This window comes from Afipia birgiae 34632 (genome assembly GCF_000308295.2).
In the GTDB taxonomy this organism is placed as follows: Bacteria; Pseudomonadota; Alphaproteobacteria; order Rhizobiales; family Xanthobacteraceae; genus Afipia; species Afipia birgiae.
Genome location: NZ_HG326654.1, coordinates 291750 through 309522 on the forward strand (window position 1 = coordinate 291750; position 17773 = coordinate 309522).

The following is a 17773-nucleotide window of genomic DNA, read 5'->3' on the forward strand; positions in this document are numbered from 1 at the left end:
ACGACTTCATCGTAAGCGATCCATCGAGCGGAGAGACCGATGTTCCAGTCCATTCTCGTCCCCATCGACCTTGCCGATACCGATCTCGCAAAGCCGGCCATCGAGACCGCGGCTTCATTATCGAAATCGTCCGGCGGCACCGTGCGGCTGGTCAATGTGATGCCGATGACGCCCGTGATGCTGGCTGAGTATGTCCCGCCCGATTTCGACATTCAGCAGCGCCAGTCGTCAGAAGAAGCGCTGGCAATTGTTGCGCGCGAATCCGGAATTGAAAGCCGGCGCATTTCGGTCGTCGTCCGTCAGGGCGGCATCTATCACGAAGTGCTCGAAGAAGCCGCCGACATCGGCGCCGACCTGATCGTGATGACGTCGCACCGGCCGTCGATGCAGAGTTACTTTCTCGGTTCGAATGCCGGTCATGTCGTCCGCTATGCAAAATGCTCAGTGCTTGTGGTGCGGCACTAACGCGCAATTTTCGTGGCCCGGACTGGCTTCTCTCCGACATCATCGTCCGCTATGGTCGGGCGCCGTCGGAGGGTGATCCCCATCATCGGGCGGTAAGGTTTGGCCGGGCCGGCCAACGATGCCCGGCCGAGCTGACCGCCTGTTTTCTTACGGCAAGACGTCCTTTGGCAACGCGTCGAACGTGTAACCGCGCGGCCGGTTGCGCCGCATGAAGCCCCCGATCTGCCAGACAAACCAGCCGCCGAAGCCCGCCAGAAACAGGGCGCCAGCGAATTCGGCTGTGACCAGCGCACGAACGAACAGACCCAAAATCGAGATGCCGATTAGCGCCATCACAACAAGCCCCGCCATGTACAGCACCGGATTGATTCCAGCCGTCAGGCGGGCGCTGCTGTGCACGCTTGCCAAGCGGCGATGCAATTCCGTGATGAAAGCGCGGTAGTCATCATCCTGACGCGCCATCTGCGAGATCGAGTGCCACGTGGTCGAGAAGATCTTGATGCTTTGGCCGCTCAGCGTCTCGATATCCGCGCGAAACCGCCACGCCTGCATCGATGCCGGACGGTATGAAAGCCGGATGGCGGCAATGCTCTCCAGCGGCCACAACTCCGTCCTGGTCGCCTGCACGGTCAAGCCTGCATCAGAGAGCGTGAGCTGTTTCGCCCCGCCCGCAAGCGAGGACTTGAACAGATAGTGCGTCCCGTCGCCGGTTGCCGATCCCGCGGCTGGCGATTGACGAAGAGATGTAAGCAGTCCCGACAGCATCGAATGTCCTCAGTCCGGCCGTGCGCGCCCTGCTTGCACCCTGCCCGGACTTTACCTTACAAGATGAAGGACACGATCAGAAACGAATGCGCGCAACCGCAGCCCCGGCGAACATCTCGCACCATGGCAAAACCGGCCTATTTCTCACGCCACATCGTTCTCGCCGGGTCGATCCTGTTCGGCGTGCTGCTTGCGCTCGGCATCCACATCATCATCCAGCGCTTCAATCTTAATCTCGGCGACCTGTGGCGGACGGACGTTCCGGAATTGATCCCCGCGCGTGCGGCACTGGCATGGTGGCTGATCGGAGGGGTGGCGTTTCTCGCCGGCTTCATCTCGGCCTCGCTGATGAGCAGCGCGGTCTCGGGGCGGATCTCGCTGCGCCTGCGTCAATTCCTGATCGCCGTCGGCGTTATCATGCTGGCGGCCGCCGGTCAGGCCGCGTCCGCGCCGAGCCCGATTCCCACCCTGTCCGGCGCGCTGGCTGGTCTCGCGGCGCTCGGACTTGGCGCCGTGATGTCGCTATGCGGCGCGCAGTTCGCATTGCGCCGAAGCTGATCCTGAAGTTGCGCGAATGCCGCGCGGTTTGCGCCAACGCGGCGATTTACCTCACGGCTTCTCAATCCAGAGCAGGACGCAATCGGCCTGGTTGGCGGCCTTCAGGTTGATGCCACCAGCGGGCCGTAACGCGTGATCTCATAATGCTCGGCTGCCTGCGCCGCATTGATCAACGCCGCGTCGAGCACTTCCTCGTCCTTGAGCTAATTGCCATTGGCTTTTTCGGCGAGTTTTTGAATCGCCTTCACAAGTTGCTTCTAGGCGCAATAGACGTCCTGAAGCTGATGCACGAACAGATCGTCCAGCGTCTTGATGTCCCTTGTAAACAGTCCCATCGCCGTATCCTCAGCTTGTGAGAATCTCAGGGGACGCGATAACGCTGCCGTCCATTGCGACGGCCCGTCAATGCGCTCGGGCGTGATGGCTGTCTAACGGCGCGCATTGACTGATGTTCCGAAAATCCGATGCGAAGAATCGGCAATAATCGATGGAACAGAACGACCGGATCGGCCTTTCAAACAGCATGTTCATTCCCCACATGGGACAGACCGGATCAACGCAGGGCCGGTCCCTAATATGAAGCGCAGATGACGGTCCTTAGACCCCGTTTATCAGCCAAAACCGTTATTCGCGCTGCACAACCGCCCTATTTTCCAAGCGCGGGATTTCGCGTATGAGTACCGCCGCAGCCGCTTGCTCACTGTCGCCTCAATCGGCTTTTATAAGTTTCGCGCCCTGCCGGGAGGACGAATGCAACAATTGTTGAGCACGCTTGGGCGTGTCTTCAGGGAACGAATTGGCTGGAAACGGGTCGGGATCGTCGCCAGTATTGTCATCGTTTCCATTGCGATCATGCATTTGTTCCGCACCCTCAAGGGCGTGGACACCGCGATCGTTCTGACAGCGCTCGCCGAAAAGTCGCAGGGCCAGATCGCGCTGGCCGCATTGTGCGTGCTGGGTGCGTTCTTTACCCTGACGTTCTACGACCTGTTCGCGCTGCGTACGATCGGCAAGACGCATGTGCCTTACCGTATCGCCGCGCTGTCGAGCTTCACCAGCTACACCATCGGCCATAACCTCGGCGCCACCGTTTTCACCGGCGGCGCAATCCGCTTTCGCATCTATTCCGACTGGGGACTGAGCGCGATCGATGTCGCGAAAATCTGTTTCATTTCCGGCCTGACATTCTGGCTCGGCAACACCTTCGTGCTCGGCATCGGAATGATCTGGCATCCGGCCGCAGCCTCCTCGATCGATCTGCTGCCTGAGAGCGTCAACCGGTTGATCGGCATCGGGTTGCTTGCCGGCATTGCCGTGTATCTCGCATGGATCGCGACAGGACATGGCCGCCGCAAACTCGGCAAGGACGGCTGGAAGGTCCATCTGCCGTCCGCGCCGCTGACCGCGCTGCAAATCCTGATCGGCGTTGTCGATCTCGGCTTCTGCGCGCTTGCGATGTATCTTCTCGCACCATCGAGTCCTGACCTCGATTTCGTAACACTCTCGGTCGTGTTCATTCTCGCCACGCTGCTCGGCTTCGCCAGTCACGCACCGGGAAGTCTTGGCGTGTTCGACGCGGCGATGCTGGTCGGCCTGCCGATGCTCGGCAAGGAAGAGTTGCTCGCATCGCTGCTGGTGTTCCGCATTCTGTACTTCCTGATCCCGTTCGCCACCTCGATCACGATCATGGGCATCCGGGAGCTCTGGCTGAGCGTCATCCTGCCGTGGCAACAGAGCCGCAAACTCCGGCCCGCACCCGCTGTCGCACAATCGTCACCGCCGCAATCGAAGCCCAAGCAGGCGGCGGAGTAATCCGCGCACAAAGATGTGGCTTGTGGGGTCCCAGGGCGTATTCTACGTTTTGGGTTCGCCCCACATTTTGGCCTTATCCATCGGCTTCAAACCAGCATGATCCAGTCGCGCGTCATCCGCTTATCGCTCAAGGTTAGGCTCCTGATTGGAGCGTTCTTGATCGCCGCGCTCGGCAGCGCAATGGCGGGCCTTGCAGGCGCGCAGACGCCTCCCGCTGCGGACCCATCCGTCGCCCAGCCGCCGCTCGCGCAGCAGCCCGCCGTGCAACTCAGCACGACGATGCAGATTTCGTGGGAAGTCCGTAATCGCTTTCGGCTGTTTCGCGAAGAGCGCGACTTCAAGCTCCAGGTGGATTCGCTCAGCGGCCGCAGCATTCTTGCCGCCGAGCAGACTTTGGCGGCGCAGAGCGACGGTCGCGGCTGGGCACGCAACACGCTCGGCCGGCTTTGCATCGACCCGGCGGGACGCGTCAGCGAACCCTGCACCCGCGACGGCGTGAAGGAAAGCTATCTCACGCCGGTCGATCATCCGGTCACGGTTCGCCTCACCGGCACCGTGCCGGTCGGCGCGATCTGCGCATGGACCTTCGAGGACGGGGATCCGCCGCGGCAGTCGACGCTCGACTGCGCCGAGCCGATCAACCTGCGCATCCGCTACGGCCGCCCCACCCCTGTCACCGTCGATATCTCGAGCGGGTCGGAAGCGCCGCAGCGAGCCACAACACAGATCGCAGTGCGCGACATCTTCATCGCGGGTCTCGGCGATTCCATCGCGTCAGGCGAAGGCAATCCCGATCGGCCGGTGGCGCTCTCCGACGAAGGCTTCTGCTTCCGCTCTTATCTCGGTGGCCCCGCCGGAATGTATTTCCGCCCCGGTCGCGCCGGCTTCAAGGGCGCGCGCGCCTGCGATACGTCTGACGGCGCCAGCCTGCAGAACTGGCAGCGCGCCGGTGCGCAATGGTTCAACCCGGCGTGTCACCGCTCGCTCTATAGCTACCAGACCCGCATGGCGATCGCGCTGGCGGCGCAGAACCCGCAGATCGCGGTGACCTATCTGCCGCTGGCCTGCACCGGCGCAACCATCGCCGAAGGCATGTTCGGATCACAGCGCGCTCGTGAATGTATCGTCGGAAAGAACGGTTTGACCTGTCAGGGTACGGTGAACGCGCAGGTTGCCGAGTTGCGCGAAGCGCTGACCGCCGCCACGCGGCGGCAACCGGACCGGCAGCTCGATCTCATCCTGCTGTCCATCGGCGCCAACGACATCGACTTTTCGGGGCTGGTCGCCGACGTTATCGTAGAGCGTCAAACCGAGCGCGCACTGTCGCGGCGAACCGGCGTTCTCAGTTCGGTCGATGAAGCGCGGGGCGTCCTGCAAAGAGATCTTCCGCGGGATTTCAGCAAACTGCGTCAGGCATTGAAACCGCTCGTCGGCGGCGACCTGTCACGCGTCGTCTACACCTCTTACGCAAATCCGTCGCTGGCGAACGGCGCACCTTGCCCCGGCGGCCGTGGCGGCTTCGACATTCATCCATCGTTCAACGCCGATCCGCAGCGTCTCGCCGATGTGACGAATTTCGTCCAGAGCGAATTCCTGCCGCAGATCAAGCGGCTCGCGCTGTGCAGCGGCGGCGTGCTGTGCGGCGACAGCACCCGCGACCGCATGACCTTCGTCGACCAGCATCAGGAGGCCTTCGCCCAACACGGCTTCTGTGCGCGCGCGGAAACCGATCCGCCGTTCGACCGTGAATGCTTTTCGGCAAAAGGCGACAGTTTCGTCGCGGACATCGTCGATGGCGCGAACAATCCTCTGGTCTGCGGCGCGGCCGCCAGCGACTTCCGCGCCTACGCGCCGCGCGCGCGCTGGGTCCGCGACGCCAACGACAGCTACTTCACGGCGATGACCTATCCGCAGGCCGCGAAGGCGCCGAACCAGCCGGGCGACATTCATGATGCGACGTGGGGCGTGCTGTCGGCAGTATACGGCGGCGCAATCCATCCAACCGCAGAAGGCCACGCCGCCATGGCGGATGCGGCACTCCCCGCCGCAAAGGCGGTGCTCGGGCTTGGCCTCTCCGAAAATCCGGTGACCAGCGAACCGATCTCACCGATGCCGCAGCAGCAGACCCGTTAAACCGCTCTACTGACAGCTTGGAAATTCGAACGTCCAGTTAACACCGGCGGGAGAGAAATCGAGCGTGCCGACGCCATTCAGCGCACGCGGCACGATCTGCTCGATCACCACGTGGCCAAAGCCCCGGCGTTGCGGCGGCGCGACGACGGGCCCTCCGCTCTCGCACCATCGCACGTGAACCTTATCGCCCGCATCATTGAACAGCCATTGGATCGAAACCTTTCCGTCCGGAGCCGACAGCGCGCCGTGTTTCGATGCATTGGTGGCCAGTTCATGAAAGGCCAGACCAAGATTCTGCACCGCATCGGGTTTGAGAATAATCGGCGGTCCCACGACCTCGATGCGTCCCTCGACGGTTTCGTGAAACGGTTTCAGCTGCGCCGAGACCAGATCGCGGAACGACGCACCATGCCAGCTGTCCCTCACCAGCAGATCGTGACAGTGCGCAAGCGCCGTCAGGCGTTCCGAGAAACGCGCCTGATACTGCGCTACGTCACCAACTTGCCGGGCGGTCTGATTGGCAACGGCCATGACAACGGCCAGCAGGTTCTTCGTCCGATGCGACAGTTCGTCGATGATGAAGCGGATATGCTCCTCGCGTCGTATCTGCTCGCTGATGTCGATATGGGTGCCGATCCAGCGGTAGATGATGTCATTGGTGTCGCGAAGCGGAATGACGCGGGTCAGAAACGGACGGTACTCACCGTCCTTGCCGCAGAGCGACAATTCCATCTCGAATGCCGTACCGGTCGCGAGCGATCGCGCCCAATGTTCGCTTGCCTTGCGAGCGACAGCGGGATCGAGGAGCTTGTTCCAGTCGCGGCCGAGAATTTCCCCCGCCGGGATGCCCGTGTAGCCGTACCAGTGATTGTTGAACCAGAATATCTTGCCGTCGGCTTCGGCCATCCAGACGAGTTGGGGAATGGAATCCGCCAGCGTGTGAAATTGCTGTTCACTCGCCTTGAGCGCCGCCTCTGCGCGCTTGCGCTCGGTGATCTCCTCAGCCGCGACATTGATCCCTACGATCTCGCCATTTCGACCGTGCAGCGGATGCCAGTAGGTGACCCACGAGCGCTCATCGACCTGATCGGCCCGCTGCCCCGCGACCTCGATTCCCGTGACCGGTTCTCCGCTTTCGACAATCGACCGGACGATGGCTTCGACCGAGTCGGCCAGGGCCGGAACGCACTCGCGAACAGTGCGGCCCAGATGACCTTCAACAGAGATGCCGCAAATTTCCGTCAGGCGCTGGTTGATCTGGAGATAGCGGCAGTCGGTTGAGAGAAATGCCAGACCGATCGGGGCGCTGTCATAAATCAGCTGCAAGGCGGGCTGCTGCGAAAACGGCAGACCGAAAAAGGGCGACGACTGCCTCCCGGCGAACGCATCGTGATGCGAATTCTTCGACAACGATCCCTCCTGCCAAGGGTGTACGGTTCGTCGAACGTCGGCAAATTTTACAAAGCGTGTTGGGCGAGTTTCCCGCTCTAGTTCATCGCAGCATGAGCGCTCATGCGCGATTGATCAATCGCAACTTGTATCAAAATCGACCCGAAATCCGGCGAATTGGCGACGCCGCCTCGCCGGAGGGATACCCCAATTGGGTCAATTTACCCCGAGCTTCTTCTGCAGGCTCGACGATGAGGTCGTGTACTGGAACACGACGCGCTTGTCCGGGAAGACATAGCGGCTCGCCTTCTGCGCCATCAGCGCACCTTCATGGAAGCCCGAGAGAATGAGCTTCAGCTTGCCGGGATAGGTGTTGATGTCACCGATGGCGAAGATGCCGGGCACGTTGGTCTCGAACGCCTCGGTATCGACCGGCACGAGATTATTCTCGAGCTTGATGCCCCAGTTCGCGACCGGGCCAAGCTTCATGGTCAGTCCGAAGAACGGCAGCATGGTGTTGCACTCGACCTTGAAGATCTCGTTGTCGTTGCCCTTCACCGTGGCGCCCGACAACACGCCGTTCTCGCCTTCGAGGCCGGTCACCTGCCCGAGTTTCATATCCATTTTGCCCGCCGCAACCAGTGCGCGCATCTGATCGACGCTATGCGGCGCTGCGCGGAAGTCGTCACGGCGATGCAGCAGGGTGACGCGCTTCGCGATCGGCTGAAGATTGAGCACCCAGTCGAGCGCGCTGTCGCCACCGCCGACGATCAGCAGATCCTTGCCGCGGAACTGCTCCATCTTGCGCACAGCATAGAACACCGAGGTGCCTTCATAGGCCTCGATGCCCGGCACCGGCGGGCGCTTCGGCTGGAACGAGCCGCCGCCTGCCGAGATCACCACGACCTTGGTTTCGAACACCTGCCCGGCATCCGTGGTGACGCGAAACAGCGGATCGCCGATCTTCTCGATGGTCTCGACCATTTCATTGAGATGGAAGGTCGGATTGAACGGCTTGATCTGCTCCATCAGTGCATCGGTGAGGCCCTGCCCCGTCACCATCGGAATCGCCGGAATGTCGTAGATCGGCTTCTCCGGATAAAGCTCCGCGCACTGACCGCCCAGCTTGTCGAGAATATCGACCAGATGCACTTTCATATCGAGCAGGCCCAGTTCGAACACTGCGAACAGGCCGCAAGGGCCGGCGCCGATAATCAGGACATCAGTTTTGATCGTGACGGTCATGCTCGTTCCGGTCTTTGATGGAAAGAAATGGAGGTGCGGGAGCGGAAGGTGCCGCTTTTAGGGGCATTGTCTAGCCAAGACGGCCCCTCGGGGGAAGGGATTTTCGGCTGGCGGCCCTGCGCCATCGGCTTGTGACGCCCGGCTTTTTTCAGGTAAGGGTGCATAAATCCGGAGACTTATTCCTTGAACGCGCCGACCCGCCCACAGTCCAGCTTCAAGCTGGAAGATTACCCGTTCCGCCTGGCCGACAACGTCCGCTATGGCGACCTCGATCCCAACAAGCACGTCAACAACGGGGTGTATTCGACCTACTTCGAGACGGCACGCGTCACCCTCCTGCGCAGCGGCGACCGCGGCCTGATGCCGAAGGGCCTGAGCTGGATGCTGGTGCATCTGGCGATCGACTTCCGTGCCGAAATGCACTGGCCCGGAAGCTTCGAACTCGGCATCGGCGTCTCGAAGCTCGGCCGCACCTCGGCGCGATTCCAGCAGGTGGTGTTTGCCGGCGATGTCTGCACCGCCTCCGCCGAAGCTGTCACCGTCCTGGTCGACGCCCAAACGCGCAAGCCGACGCCACTGACCCCCGCCATCATCGAACGGTTTCAGCCATGGCTCTTGCGGGCATAAAGCAGCACGCCCACAGCGATTGATGTTGCCGTGGCCATCGTCTGCCTCTAAAGCTCCTGTCGAAATTCAGAGGCAAACGGACAGTTTCCGTCATGCTCATCTTCTCGACCGACGACCTGCGCCCACATGAGCGGTTCGATTACTGGTGCGAAGTGCGCGCCCGTAACCTGTTTGGCGTGACGATCTCGCTGAAGCAGGAAGAACGGCAGAACTTTCGCGGGCAGTTCTCGGCCAAACCCGTCGGCGGTGCGGTCCTGAGCCAGATGCAGGCGTCGCCCTACAGCGTGTCGCGCACGGCCGCCGATATTTCCCGCGCGTCGAACGACAGCCTTTGCATCTATCAACAGACCGGCGGCGCAAGCTGGTTCAACAGCCAGGCCGGCGGCGAGTTCGTGGTGCGGGCCGGTGAGTTCGCCATCAGTCATGCGGATCTGCCTTACCTGACCCGGCCCACCATGTCCCACGGCTTTGATCTGCGCGTCCTGAAGATCCCGATGGCCGGGCGCACGGCGCTCACTCCTGGCGCGCTTCGTCTCGCGCCCGCACCACTGCACAACGATCCGCGTCTGACGGCGCTGATATCCGCCTCGTTCGCCGCGCTCGTCGCGGACTCCACGAGAAGTCCTGGCTCCGATTTCGATCTGGCCGTCGCTCATCTGGCACAGCTGGCGCTGCTGGCCCGAAGCTCTGTTGCGACCGGCTCGCCGGACAGCCGCGCCGCACTGCGCTTCGGGTATCTGCAGGCAGCCCGCAATATCCTCGCGCGCGACCTGCATCGGCCGGACCTGTCACCGGCATTCGTGGCCGGTACGCTCGGTATTTCGTTGCGGCAGCTGCACCTTCTGTTCGAGCCGACCGGCTTCTCGTTTGCGCGCACGCTGACGGCAATGCGGCTGAAAGAAGCGCGGCGGCGGCTCGAGACCATGCCGGCGCGCTCGGTCGCGGACATCGCCTACGCCTGCGGCTTCGACAGCATCGCGACATTCTATCGCGTGTTTCGTTCGACCTTCGGCATGACGCCTGGCGATGTCCGGATGGCTTCTCGCAACGCGTGAATCCTTGCGGCCGCTGTCCGCCACGGCCTGAAAAGGATTAACCTTTCTGCATCCGGGTTGTGAATCTGCGCGGAATGAGAAGACGGGCACGCACCGATCTGCCACATGGAGCCGACACATCAAAGCCCCGCACACAGGCGGGGCTTCGCGTCGGATTTCATGACGTAAGTACTTACTGCCTACGTATTTTCAGCGCTTCTTTTCATGACCTAAAAATTTCCCGCTGCCCGCTGCCCGCAGCCGGTATTACGCCTGACGCTCCGGTGTCGTCAGCGTGAGACCTTCGAGGTCGTCGGTGACCTTGATCTGGCACGACAGGCGCGAATTCGGCCGCACGTCGTAACCGAAGTCGAGCATGTCCTCTTCCATCGGCGTCGGCGAGCCGACCTTCTCGCGCCAGGCTTCATCGACATACACATGGCAGGTCGCGCAGGCGCACGCGCCGCCGCACTCAGCCTCGATTCCGGGAATGGCGTTGCGGATCGCCGCTTCCATAACGGTTGCGCCGGCGTCCACGTCCACGGAACGGGTGGTACCTGTGTGATCGGTGAAGTTGATTTTGACCATGATTGTCGTGCTGCCCGGATAATTCAGATTGAGCAGTCGTATAACGGGTCAATCCACGGGATGCTAGTGATCCGGTTCTGGCATTCGTATCATAGCCTTAGCGGGCACGTTTACGAGTGCCAGAACCAAAGGATGACTAGAATCTAGTTTGCCAGTGTCCTTTCGTATCCGACGTTCGCTCGGGAGCTGCTGCAAAGTGAAGCGAACGTCGGATACGGGACCCTGACACTGGCGGGATAAAAGCGGTGCGGGAAAAGACCCGATCAGGACCGGTTCAACATCCGCCCGATCGTGGCCTGGGCTTCCTCGACGGTCTGCTGCAGAAGGGTGATCGCGGCTGCAATGTCGCCATTGTTCTTCATGGCTGCTTCAACATCAAGAGCAGCTTCGGCGACCCGGAAAGCGCCGATGGCCCGCGCAGACCCCTTCAGCGTGTGCGCCAGTGCGGCGGCGTCGGGCGGGATGGCTTTGAGGCGGGTGACGAGCTCCCCGCTCTGGGCCGAGAAAAGCGCGAGAACTTCGGCTTCGAGCGCGGCCTCGCCGAGCGTCATGCGCCCGAGATGCTGGACGTCGATGGCGGAGTCTTCCGGAACGAGCGGTGGCGACGGCATCCAGTTCAACCGCTCCAAATTGAGTGACATTGTCCATCCGAGATTGCTGACGGCGCCGGATCAACCGGCCGAAAACAGCCTCAAGCAATCACACCAATGGTTAATGAAACGTATCAGCTATTCGCCACCATTTAGCCATGCTTTCGCCGTGCCGCCGCCTAGAAATACCAATGTGCTTTTGAAAACTGTTGATTTCTTAAAGTGTTAACCCTTGCGCCGTTAACGATGATTAAAAATCTATTAACTCCTGCCATTTCATTCGACCGACCGAGCCAATAGGATGTTTGCGGAAGTGCGGGACAACCGGCGGGACAAATCGGCGACGTAACTTTCGTTTCGGCCGACGGTATCGGGGAACATTCGAAGGCGCGCGGCTTCTGCTGCGTAGCCACTTGCGGATGACGTAAAAATAAAGGCGTGCGGGACACATGGACAAAAATCCGAAGGTCAAGGATCCAACCGAAGTTGCTCTTTCGGCAATCCAGGAAGCTCTGAACATCGGCGACCTGCCTGAGACGGACCACAGCCGGGACAACCACTTGCGCAACGAACCGACGCTCGGCGCCGCCACCCGCGGTCCTGACAACCGTGGTTCTGATCTGCGCCAGCCGGCCGACGATCTTGGCGCTCCCGTCTTCGACCGCCTTCCCGCGAACGACGACCGCGAGACCATCGGCAACATTCTCCAGGCGATCCAGAAGGGCCGTCCGCGCCGCAACGCCTATACCGTCGCCACGCTGTTCTCGGGCCTGTGGATTGCAGGCGTCGGATTCCTCGCTTTCGCCTTCCTGCCCGCGCTTGAATCGATTGCCGGCCTGGGCAGCGCCGGCGCGCTGGCCATGATCGGTCTGATCGCCGTTCTCGTCGCCCCCCTGCTGCTGTTCTACTTCCTCGCCAGCATGGCGTGGCGCAGCCAGGAAATGAGCATGATCGCCCAGTCCATGGCGCAGATGGCCGTGCGGTTCTCCGAACCCGAACATATTGCCAATGGCTCTATCGTGACGGTGGGTCAGGCGATCCGCCGCGAAGTCGCGGCGATGGGCGACGGCGTCGAACGCGCGATCGCACGTGCCGGCGAACTCGAAGCCCTCGTTGCCAATGAAGTCTCGTCGCTTGAGCGCGCCTACAGCGACAATGAAGTGCGCATCCGCGCCCTGCTCCAGGACATCGCGGTTCAGCGCGACAACCTCGTCGGCCAGGCCGAGCAGGTCCGCAATGCCATTTCCGGCGTGCAGATCGACCTGCGTCAGGATATCGCCCTGATCAGCGACGCCATCGCATCGCGCGTCGATGAAGTGGCGAGCAGCATCACCGGCGCACTCGAGGAGCGCAGCGAACACATCACCCGCGCGCTCTCCAGCGCCGGCGACAACATGATCATCGCGCTCGGCGAGCGCGGCGGCGACCTGCTCGATCGCCTTGAGGAAGCCTCAACCCAGACCGCCGCCAGCGTGCTCGACGCCAGCGAGAAGCTGACCGCCAGCCTCAATTTCAAGACCGGCCACGTCCACGAGGAATTCGCGGACCTCGCCGACCGCGTTCACGACGCGCTGAACGAGCGCCTTGACAAGATGACCGGTGATTTCGAGCAGCGCTCGACCACCATCGTCGACGGCATCTCGGCGCGCTCCGAAGAGATCGTGCGAAGCGTCGCGGACCGTACCGAACGCATCTTCGACTCGATGAAGAATTCGAGCGAATCCCTGCTGTCGGAACTCGACGTGCGCGGCGCCACCCTTTCCGAGCAGATCGACGAAGCCGGCAACCGGCTGGCCGATCGCGTGCTGACCAGCGGCGACAAGGCCAGCGAAGCGCTCGACGTTACCATCAGCACGCTGGTGGCGAAGGTCATGACCCAGACCGAAAGCGCCCACGAGACGCTAAGCAACCAGATCGGCCTGTTCGACGGCCTGGTCAAGGAACAGGGCAACGAACTGGCGGAACGGTTCGCGCGCGACAGCGGCACGCTGGGCGCTCTCATCACCCGCCACATCGCCGAGTTCGACCGCACCGTGAAGACCTATGGCGGCGAGATCGTCGAGCGCATGGGCGAACACACCCAGGGCCTGGCCGACAGTCTCAAGACCTATGTCGACACCTTCGACGGCCGCGTCACCTCGCATGGCGACCAGTTGCACGCCAAGCTCGACCAGAGCCTCGACGGCTTCAAGTCTGCCGTTGAAACACGCATCGACAATCTCGACAACTCGCTGCTCGGCAAGGTCAGTGCGCTCGACGAGACCGTCACGAACCGCACCAGGGCGCTCGAAGAATCGTTCGATGCACGCGCCGCCGCCTTCGGCGAGACGGTCAGCGGCCGTGCCGCGTCCTTCACCTCGGTGATGGATTCGCGCACCAGCGCCTTCACCGATGCGATCGACAGCCGCGCGGTTGCATTCACCCAGAAACTCGACACCCACACCGACGCACTCGCCAGGACGTTCGACACGCGTGCCGCCGAGTTCACCGAGAAACTGGAGAACCACACCGCGGAGATCGCCAAGACGTTCGACACCCGCGCTGCCGAATTCACCGAAACGGTCGGCAATCACACCGCGGCGTTCAAGGAAACGATCGACTACCGCACCACCGCCTTCACCGACACCATCGACGGCCGCACCACCGCGTTCGCCGATCTCATTGATGCGCGCACCGCCGCCATCAGCTCGCGGATCAACAATGGAGCGGAAGCCTTCACCACCGTGGTCGATGCCCGCACCGCCGCGATCACCGAGGCGTTCGATACCCGCACGGCGGCCTTTGCAGACATCGTCGATGCGCGGACCAACGCGGTCTCCGACGCCTTCGATACCCGCACCGCGGCCTTCGCAGACATCGTCGATACCCGCACCTCATCCGTGGTGCAGACGTTCGACAGCCGCGCCGCGGCCTTCGTGGCGGTTGTCGAAAACCGCTCCGCGACCATCGCGGACGCGATGGAGAGCCGTGGCGCGCAGGTCATGAGCCTGATGACCAGCGGCGTCGACGACATGGCCGGCGCCATGTCGGCCCGCGTCAAGGACATCCAGAACAACCTGGAGTTCAACGTCTCCGCCCTCGCCTCGGATATCAGCGCACGCGTCGCGCAGTTCGAGAATCTGCTCGATACCCGCGTCGAGGCTGCCGCCAACCGCGTCACCACCAGCGGCCAGCATGCCGCCGAGGCGATCGGCTCCCGCTCCGACGAACTGTCGCTGACGATCAAGTCGCGTGTCGAGGAAGCCGAACGCATGCTGACCGGCCTGATGGCCGATACCACCGCGACGGTTCAGGGAGGCGCGCGCGCCGCCCAGCAGTCGCTGCTGTCGCTGTCCAGCGACGTCGGCAACCAGCTCAAGACCGTCTCAAGCGAAGTCAGCACCGAGCTGAAGACCGTCTCCAACGAAGTCGGCTCGCAGCTTCGCGGCATCACGGGCGATGTCGGCACCCATCTCCGGGATATTTCCGGCGAGGTGGGCTCGCATCTGCGCGGCGTCTCCAGCGACGTCAGCACCAGCCTCAAGGCTGTCTCCACCGACATCGAGCGCAGCATCCAGATGGCTGCGCGCGAAGCCGAGAACACCCTTACCGTCGCGTCGACCGGCGCGACCTCGCAGATCAAGTCGGCCTCGGCGGAGATCGAACGCACCATCGCGGTCTCCACCGACCGCTTCGGCTCGACCCTCAACGGCAAGGTCGAGGCGATCACCGACGGCGTTCGCGAACATACCGAGCAGCTCGCCCAGCTGGTCGACAGCAAGCGCAGCGCACTGGTCGATGCCATCGGCAGCAAGGCCGCCGAGATTTCGACCACCATCGGCAGCGCTGCGGATTCCGCGCTCAAGTCGATCGAGAACCATGGCGGCGCGTTCACCGTTGCGATGATGAACAACAGCTCCGATCTGGCGCGCCAGATCAATACCGCCAGCGAAATCGCGATCGGCGCCGTCAGCAAGTCGCTGAAGGACATCGACCAGACCTCGCGCGCGGCGATCGACCAGTCCCGTCAGGTCGCGACCTCGACCATCAACGAGCTGCAGGAAACCAGCAAGATCCTGCGCACGGACACGCTCGCCCTGTTCGAGCGGCTGCGCGAAGGCAATATCCTGCTGCAGGAAGTGCTCACCGGCGCACACGAGAACCTCAACTCGCTGGAGCGCACGCTTGTGACGCGGGTGGCGGAGTTCGTCTCGACGATGAACGACGTGACCAGCCGCAACGGCGAATCCACCGCTACGCTGGAGCAGCAGCTCGGAACCTTCACCGCCAAGACGTCGGGCGCGCTGGAGAATCTCAACGCCCTCTCTGCGCAGTTCGAACATCACGGCCGCGCGCTGGCCGAAGCCGCGACCCTGGTCGAGAAGAGCAACGAACGCGCCGGCGACTCCGTCGCCGATCGTAACGCGATCCTGGAATCGCTGGTCTCGAACATCGACCTGCGGACCCACGATCTCGACGATCGCCTCTCCCGCTTCACGAACCTGCTCGACGACTCGCTCGCCGCTGCGGAGACGCGGGCACGCGACATCGCGCAGATCGTGGCGCAGACCGCAGGCTCCAGCTCGGCCGAAGTCAGCCGCCAGTTCGAAGCGGTCCGCATGGCCGTCGAGGACGAACGCCGCCAGACCTCCGAGGCCATGGCAGAACTGTACGAACAGGGCACCCGCGAGGCGGACAACATGTTCCGTCAGGCTGCCGACAAGTTCGCGACCATTGTGCACGGCATGAAGCAGATGGCATCGGAACTGCACAGCGAGCTCGACGCCACCCGCGCCGAACTGCGCCGCGGCGTTCTCGAAGTGCCGCAGGAAGCCGCCGAGAGCACGGCGCATATGCGCAAGGTCATCGTCGACCAGATCGAGGCGCTCGCCGAACTGAACCGGATTGTCGCCCGCCACGGCAAGGGCCTCGACGTCGTGACGGCCGGCAGCCGCGCCGCTCAGCGCGAGGACGAGCTTGCGATGGTGAATGCAGGCGGACGTCAGGACGCCGTGTCCCGGCCCGCACCGCGCCCGCGTGACATCACCAGCGCATCGAGCCTGCCGCCGCCGGAATTCGGCCCGGCCAACCCCGCTCCGCGCCGCACCGAAGCGCCTCCGGTCAGCCCTGCTGGCAACGACCGCAACAACGACGGTTGGCTTTCGGACCTCTTGAGCCGATCCGACACCGACGAAGGCCCGCGTGGCCGCGGCGCTGCCGCTCCGCGCCAGTCCGGAAATCCGCTTGAGGCGCTGTCGCTCGACATCGCCCGGCTGGTGGAGCGCGAACTCGCAGCGGAAATGTGGGATCGCTATCAGCGCGGCGAACGCAAGGCGTTCTCCAAGCGGCTCTACACGCCGGCCGGCCAGAAGGCGTTCGACGAGGTCGCCCGCAAATATCGCTCCGACCGCAACTTCAAGCAGACGGTGGATCGTTACATCAACGAGTTCGAGCGGCTGCTCGACGAAGTCTCGCGCGACGAGCGCGGACCAGCGGCGCTGCGCAGCCACCTCGTGTCGGAAACCGGGCTGGTCTACACCCTGCTCGCCCACGCCGCGGGACGGCTGGGGTAAGACACACACCATTCGGCAACCATAAGAAAAGCGGAGGCGCGAGCCTCCGCTTTTTTCGTTTCACGAAATGGATTTCCTTCGTGACACTTGGCTATGGTCGCTTGCTGGCCAGCTACAAGATCAAGCAACCAGTTCGGATGGGCTCCATGAGATTGCTCCGCGTTGCTGCCGTTGCAGCCTTTCTGCTCTTTATCGCCTGGGCCACCATCGCGCGGCCAGATCACAAGTATCGGCTGACGTTCAATGTCGCCACACCGCACGGCATGGTGTCGGCGTCGAATGTCATGGCCGTCTATCTCGACGATTTTTCCATCGGTCCAATCGGTGGCGGCATCGGCATGAAAGGCGATGCCGTCTTTCTCGATCTGGGCGAAGGCAAGAACATCATTGCAATTCTGGCGCATGGGAAGGATGGCTCAGAGGATCGGATAGGTACTCTCGCAAGGGAGGCCTTTGCTACCGCAGGCCGAAAGGTGCAGTTCAAGGATGTGAAGCAGCTCACTGGAAAAGTTCCGGTGCAAGGTAATCTCATCCCTACCCTTGTGACCTTTACTGACTTGAACGAGCCCACCACGGCGAAAGTGCTCGATATCGGTGACATTGATACAAGTTTCGGTAAAGGCTATCGCCTGCAGAGTGTGTCGCTGGAAATGTTACCGGTGGGCCTGTGGCCATTCGATTTCGGCGGACCGCTTGGCGAGCCGGTAACGCGAGGGATCGAGGGGAAATTACCTTGGTGGAACAAGCCAGGTCGCCCGAACGCCGTTGCCCTAAGAGCTGCCGGATTGAGAACAGGGTCAACAATCGGTCCAGAATTGGCTTTCAGCAGAAACTAATTGGCCCATAGCAAGCGTAGCCCGGCCCGGATAGAGCGCAGCACAATCCGGGCATGCGCTCACCGTTCGTGCGAGATTTCGCTTCCTCCGGGCTACAACGATCGAACAAGCAAGAATGGATTGCTTCGTCGGCTTCGCCTCCTCGCGATGACGCTCTGTCTTGACATTTTCCGATTTAG

13 protein-coding genes and 1 pseudogene are annotated in these 17773 nt (G+C 62.3%); 8 read left to right on the forward strand and 6 right to left on the reverse strand.

Going from position 1 to position 17773, the window contains the following annotated elements; all coding sequences use genetic code 11:
- The first annotated feature begins 39 nt into the window (after positions 1 to 39).
- Complete coding sequence (locus BN32_RS20040) at positions 40 to 465, forward strand: universal stress protein (protein WP_019196222.1); 426 nt, start codon at positions 40 to 42, stop codon at positions 463 to 465.
- 147 nt (positions 466 to 612) lie between these two features.
- Here the strand turns inward: BN32_RS20040 and BN32_RS20045 are convergent, their stop codons facing one another.
- The gene (locus BN32_RS20045) at positions 613 to 1230 is read right to left on the reverse strand and encodes a hypothetical protein (RefSeq protein ID WP_019196221.1); all 618 of its coding nucleotides are present in this window, start codon (positions 1228 to 1230) and stop codon (positions 613 to 615) included.
- A 123-nt stretch (positions 1231 to 1353) separates the two neighbouring features.
- Between BN32_RS20045 and BN32_RS20050 the strand changes: the two genes are divergently transcribed.
- Positions 1354 to 1788, forward strand: a complete 435-nt coding sequence (locus tag BN32_RS20050; RefSeq protein ID WP_019196220.1) for a hypothetical protein — start codon at positions 1354 to 1356, stop codon at positions 1786 to 1788.
- A 110-nt stretch (positions 1789 to 1898) separates the two neighbouring features.
- Here BN32_RS20050 and BN32_RS26370 read toward each other — a convergent pair.
- Positions 1899 to 2123 (reverse strand): annotated as a pseudogene (locus BN32_RS26370) (DUF892 family protein); the annotation flags it as partial.
- 415 nt (positions 2124 to 2538) lie between these two features.
- Here BN32_RS26370 and BN32_RS20060 point away from each other — a divergent pair.
- Both BN32_RS20060 and BN32_RS20065 read left to right on the forward strand, forming a co-directional pair.
- Entirely contained in the window at positions 2539 to 3600 is a 1062-nt protein-coding gene (locus BN32_RS20060) for a lysylphosphatidylglycerol synthase transmembrane domain-containing protein (protein ID WP_019196218.1), read from the forward strand.
- A 96-nt stretch (positions 3601 to 3696) separates the two neighbouring features.
- Entirely contained in the window at positions 3697 to 5733 is a 2037-nt protein-coding gene (locus BN32_RS20065; RefSeq protein ID WP_019196217.1) for an SGNH/GDSL hydrolase family protein, read from the forward strand.
- 6 nt (positions 5734 to 5739) lie between these two features.
- On the opposite strand, the gene BN32_RS20070 is transcribed toward BN32_RS20065, so the two are convergent.
- Together BN32_RS20070 and BN32_RS20075 are read right to left on the reverse strand one after the other, a co-directional pair.
- Positions 5740 to 7143 carry a PAS domain-containing protein gene (locus BN32_RS20070; protein WP_019196216.1) on the reverse strand — a complete coding sequence of 468 codons (1404 nt, stop codon included), beginning with the start codon at positions 7141 to 7143 and terminating at the stop codon, positions 5740 to 5742.
- A 195-nt stretch (positions 7144 to 7338) separates the two neighbouring features.
- On the reverse strand, positions 7339 to 8367 hold the full coding sequence (locus BN32_RS20075; protein WP_019196215.1) for an NAD(P)/FAD-dependent oxidoreductase: 1029 nt from the start codon (positions 8365 to 8367) through the stop codon (positions 7339 to 7341).
- 183 nt (positions 8368 to 8550) lie between these two features.
- Here BN32_RS20075 and BN32_RS20080 point away from each other — a divergent pair, with 183 nt between their 5' ends.
- Together BN32_RS20080 and BN32_RS20085 are read left to right on the forward strand one after the other, a co-directional pair.
- A complete protein-coding gene (locus BN32_RS20080; protein WP_019196214.1) occupies positions 8551 to 8994 on the forward strand; it encodes an acyl-CoA thioesterase in 444 nt (147 codons plus the stop codon).
- A 92-nt stretch (positions 8995 to 9086) separates the two neighbouring features.
- Entirely contained in the window at positions 9087 to 10049 is a 963-nt protein-coding gene (locus tag BN32_RS20085) for an AraC family transcriptional regulator (protein ID WP_019196213.1), read from the forward strand.
- Positions 10050 to 10295: 246 nt separating this feature from the next.
- Here the strand turns inward: BN32_RS20085 and BN32_RS20090 are convergent, their stop codons facing one another.
- Both BN32_RS20090 and BN32_RS20095 read right to left on the reverse strand, forming a co-directional pair.
- Positions 10296 to 10616: a 2Fe-2S iron-sulfur cluster-binding protein gene (locus BN32_RS20090; protein ID WP_019196212.1), complete on the reverse strand. Its 321-nt coding sequence runs from the start codon at positions 10614 to 10616 to the stop codon at positions 10296 to 10298.
- Between the two features lie 263 nt (positions 10617 to 10879).
- Positions 10880 to 11257 (reverse strand): Hpt domain-containing protein, encoded by a 378-nt coding sequence (locus BN32_RS20095; RefSeq protein WP_019196211.1) that lies wholly within the window; start codon positions 11255 to 11257, stop codon positions 10880 to 10882.
- Positions 11258 to 11655: 398 nt separating this feature from the next.
- Between BN32_RS20095 and BN32_RS20100 the strand changes: the two genes are divergently transcribed.
- Positions 11656 to 16758 (forward strand): apolipoprotein A-IV repeat region-like domain-containing protein, encoded by a 5103-nt coding sequence (locus BN32_RS20100; RefSeq protein ID WP_019196210.1) that lies wholly within the window; start codon positions 11656 to 11658, stop codon positions 16756 to 16758.
- 80 nt (positions 16759 to 16838) lie between these two features.
- The gene (locus BN32_RS20105) at positions 16839 to 17594 is read left to right on the forward strand and encodes a hypothetical protein (protein WP_152343910.1); all 756 of its coding nucleotides are present in this window, start codon (positions 16839 to 16841) and stop codon (positions 17592 to 17594) included.
- Positions 17595 to 17773 lie beyond the last annotated feature (179 nt).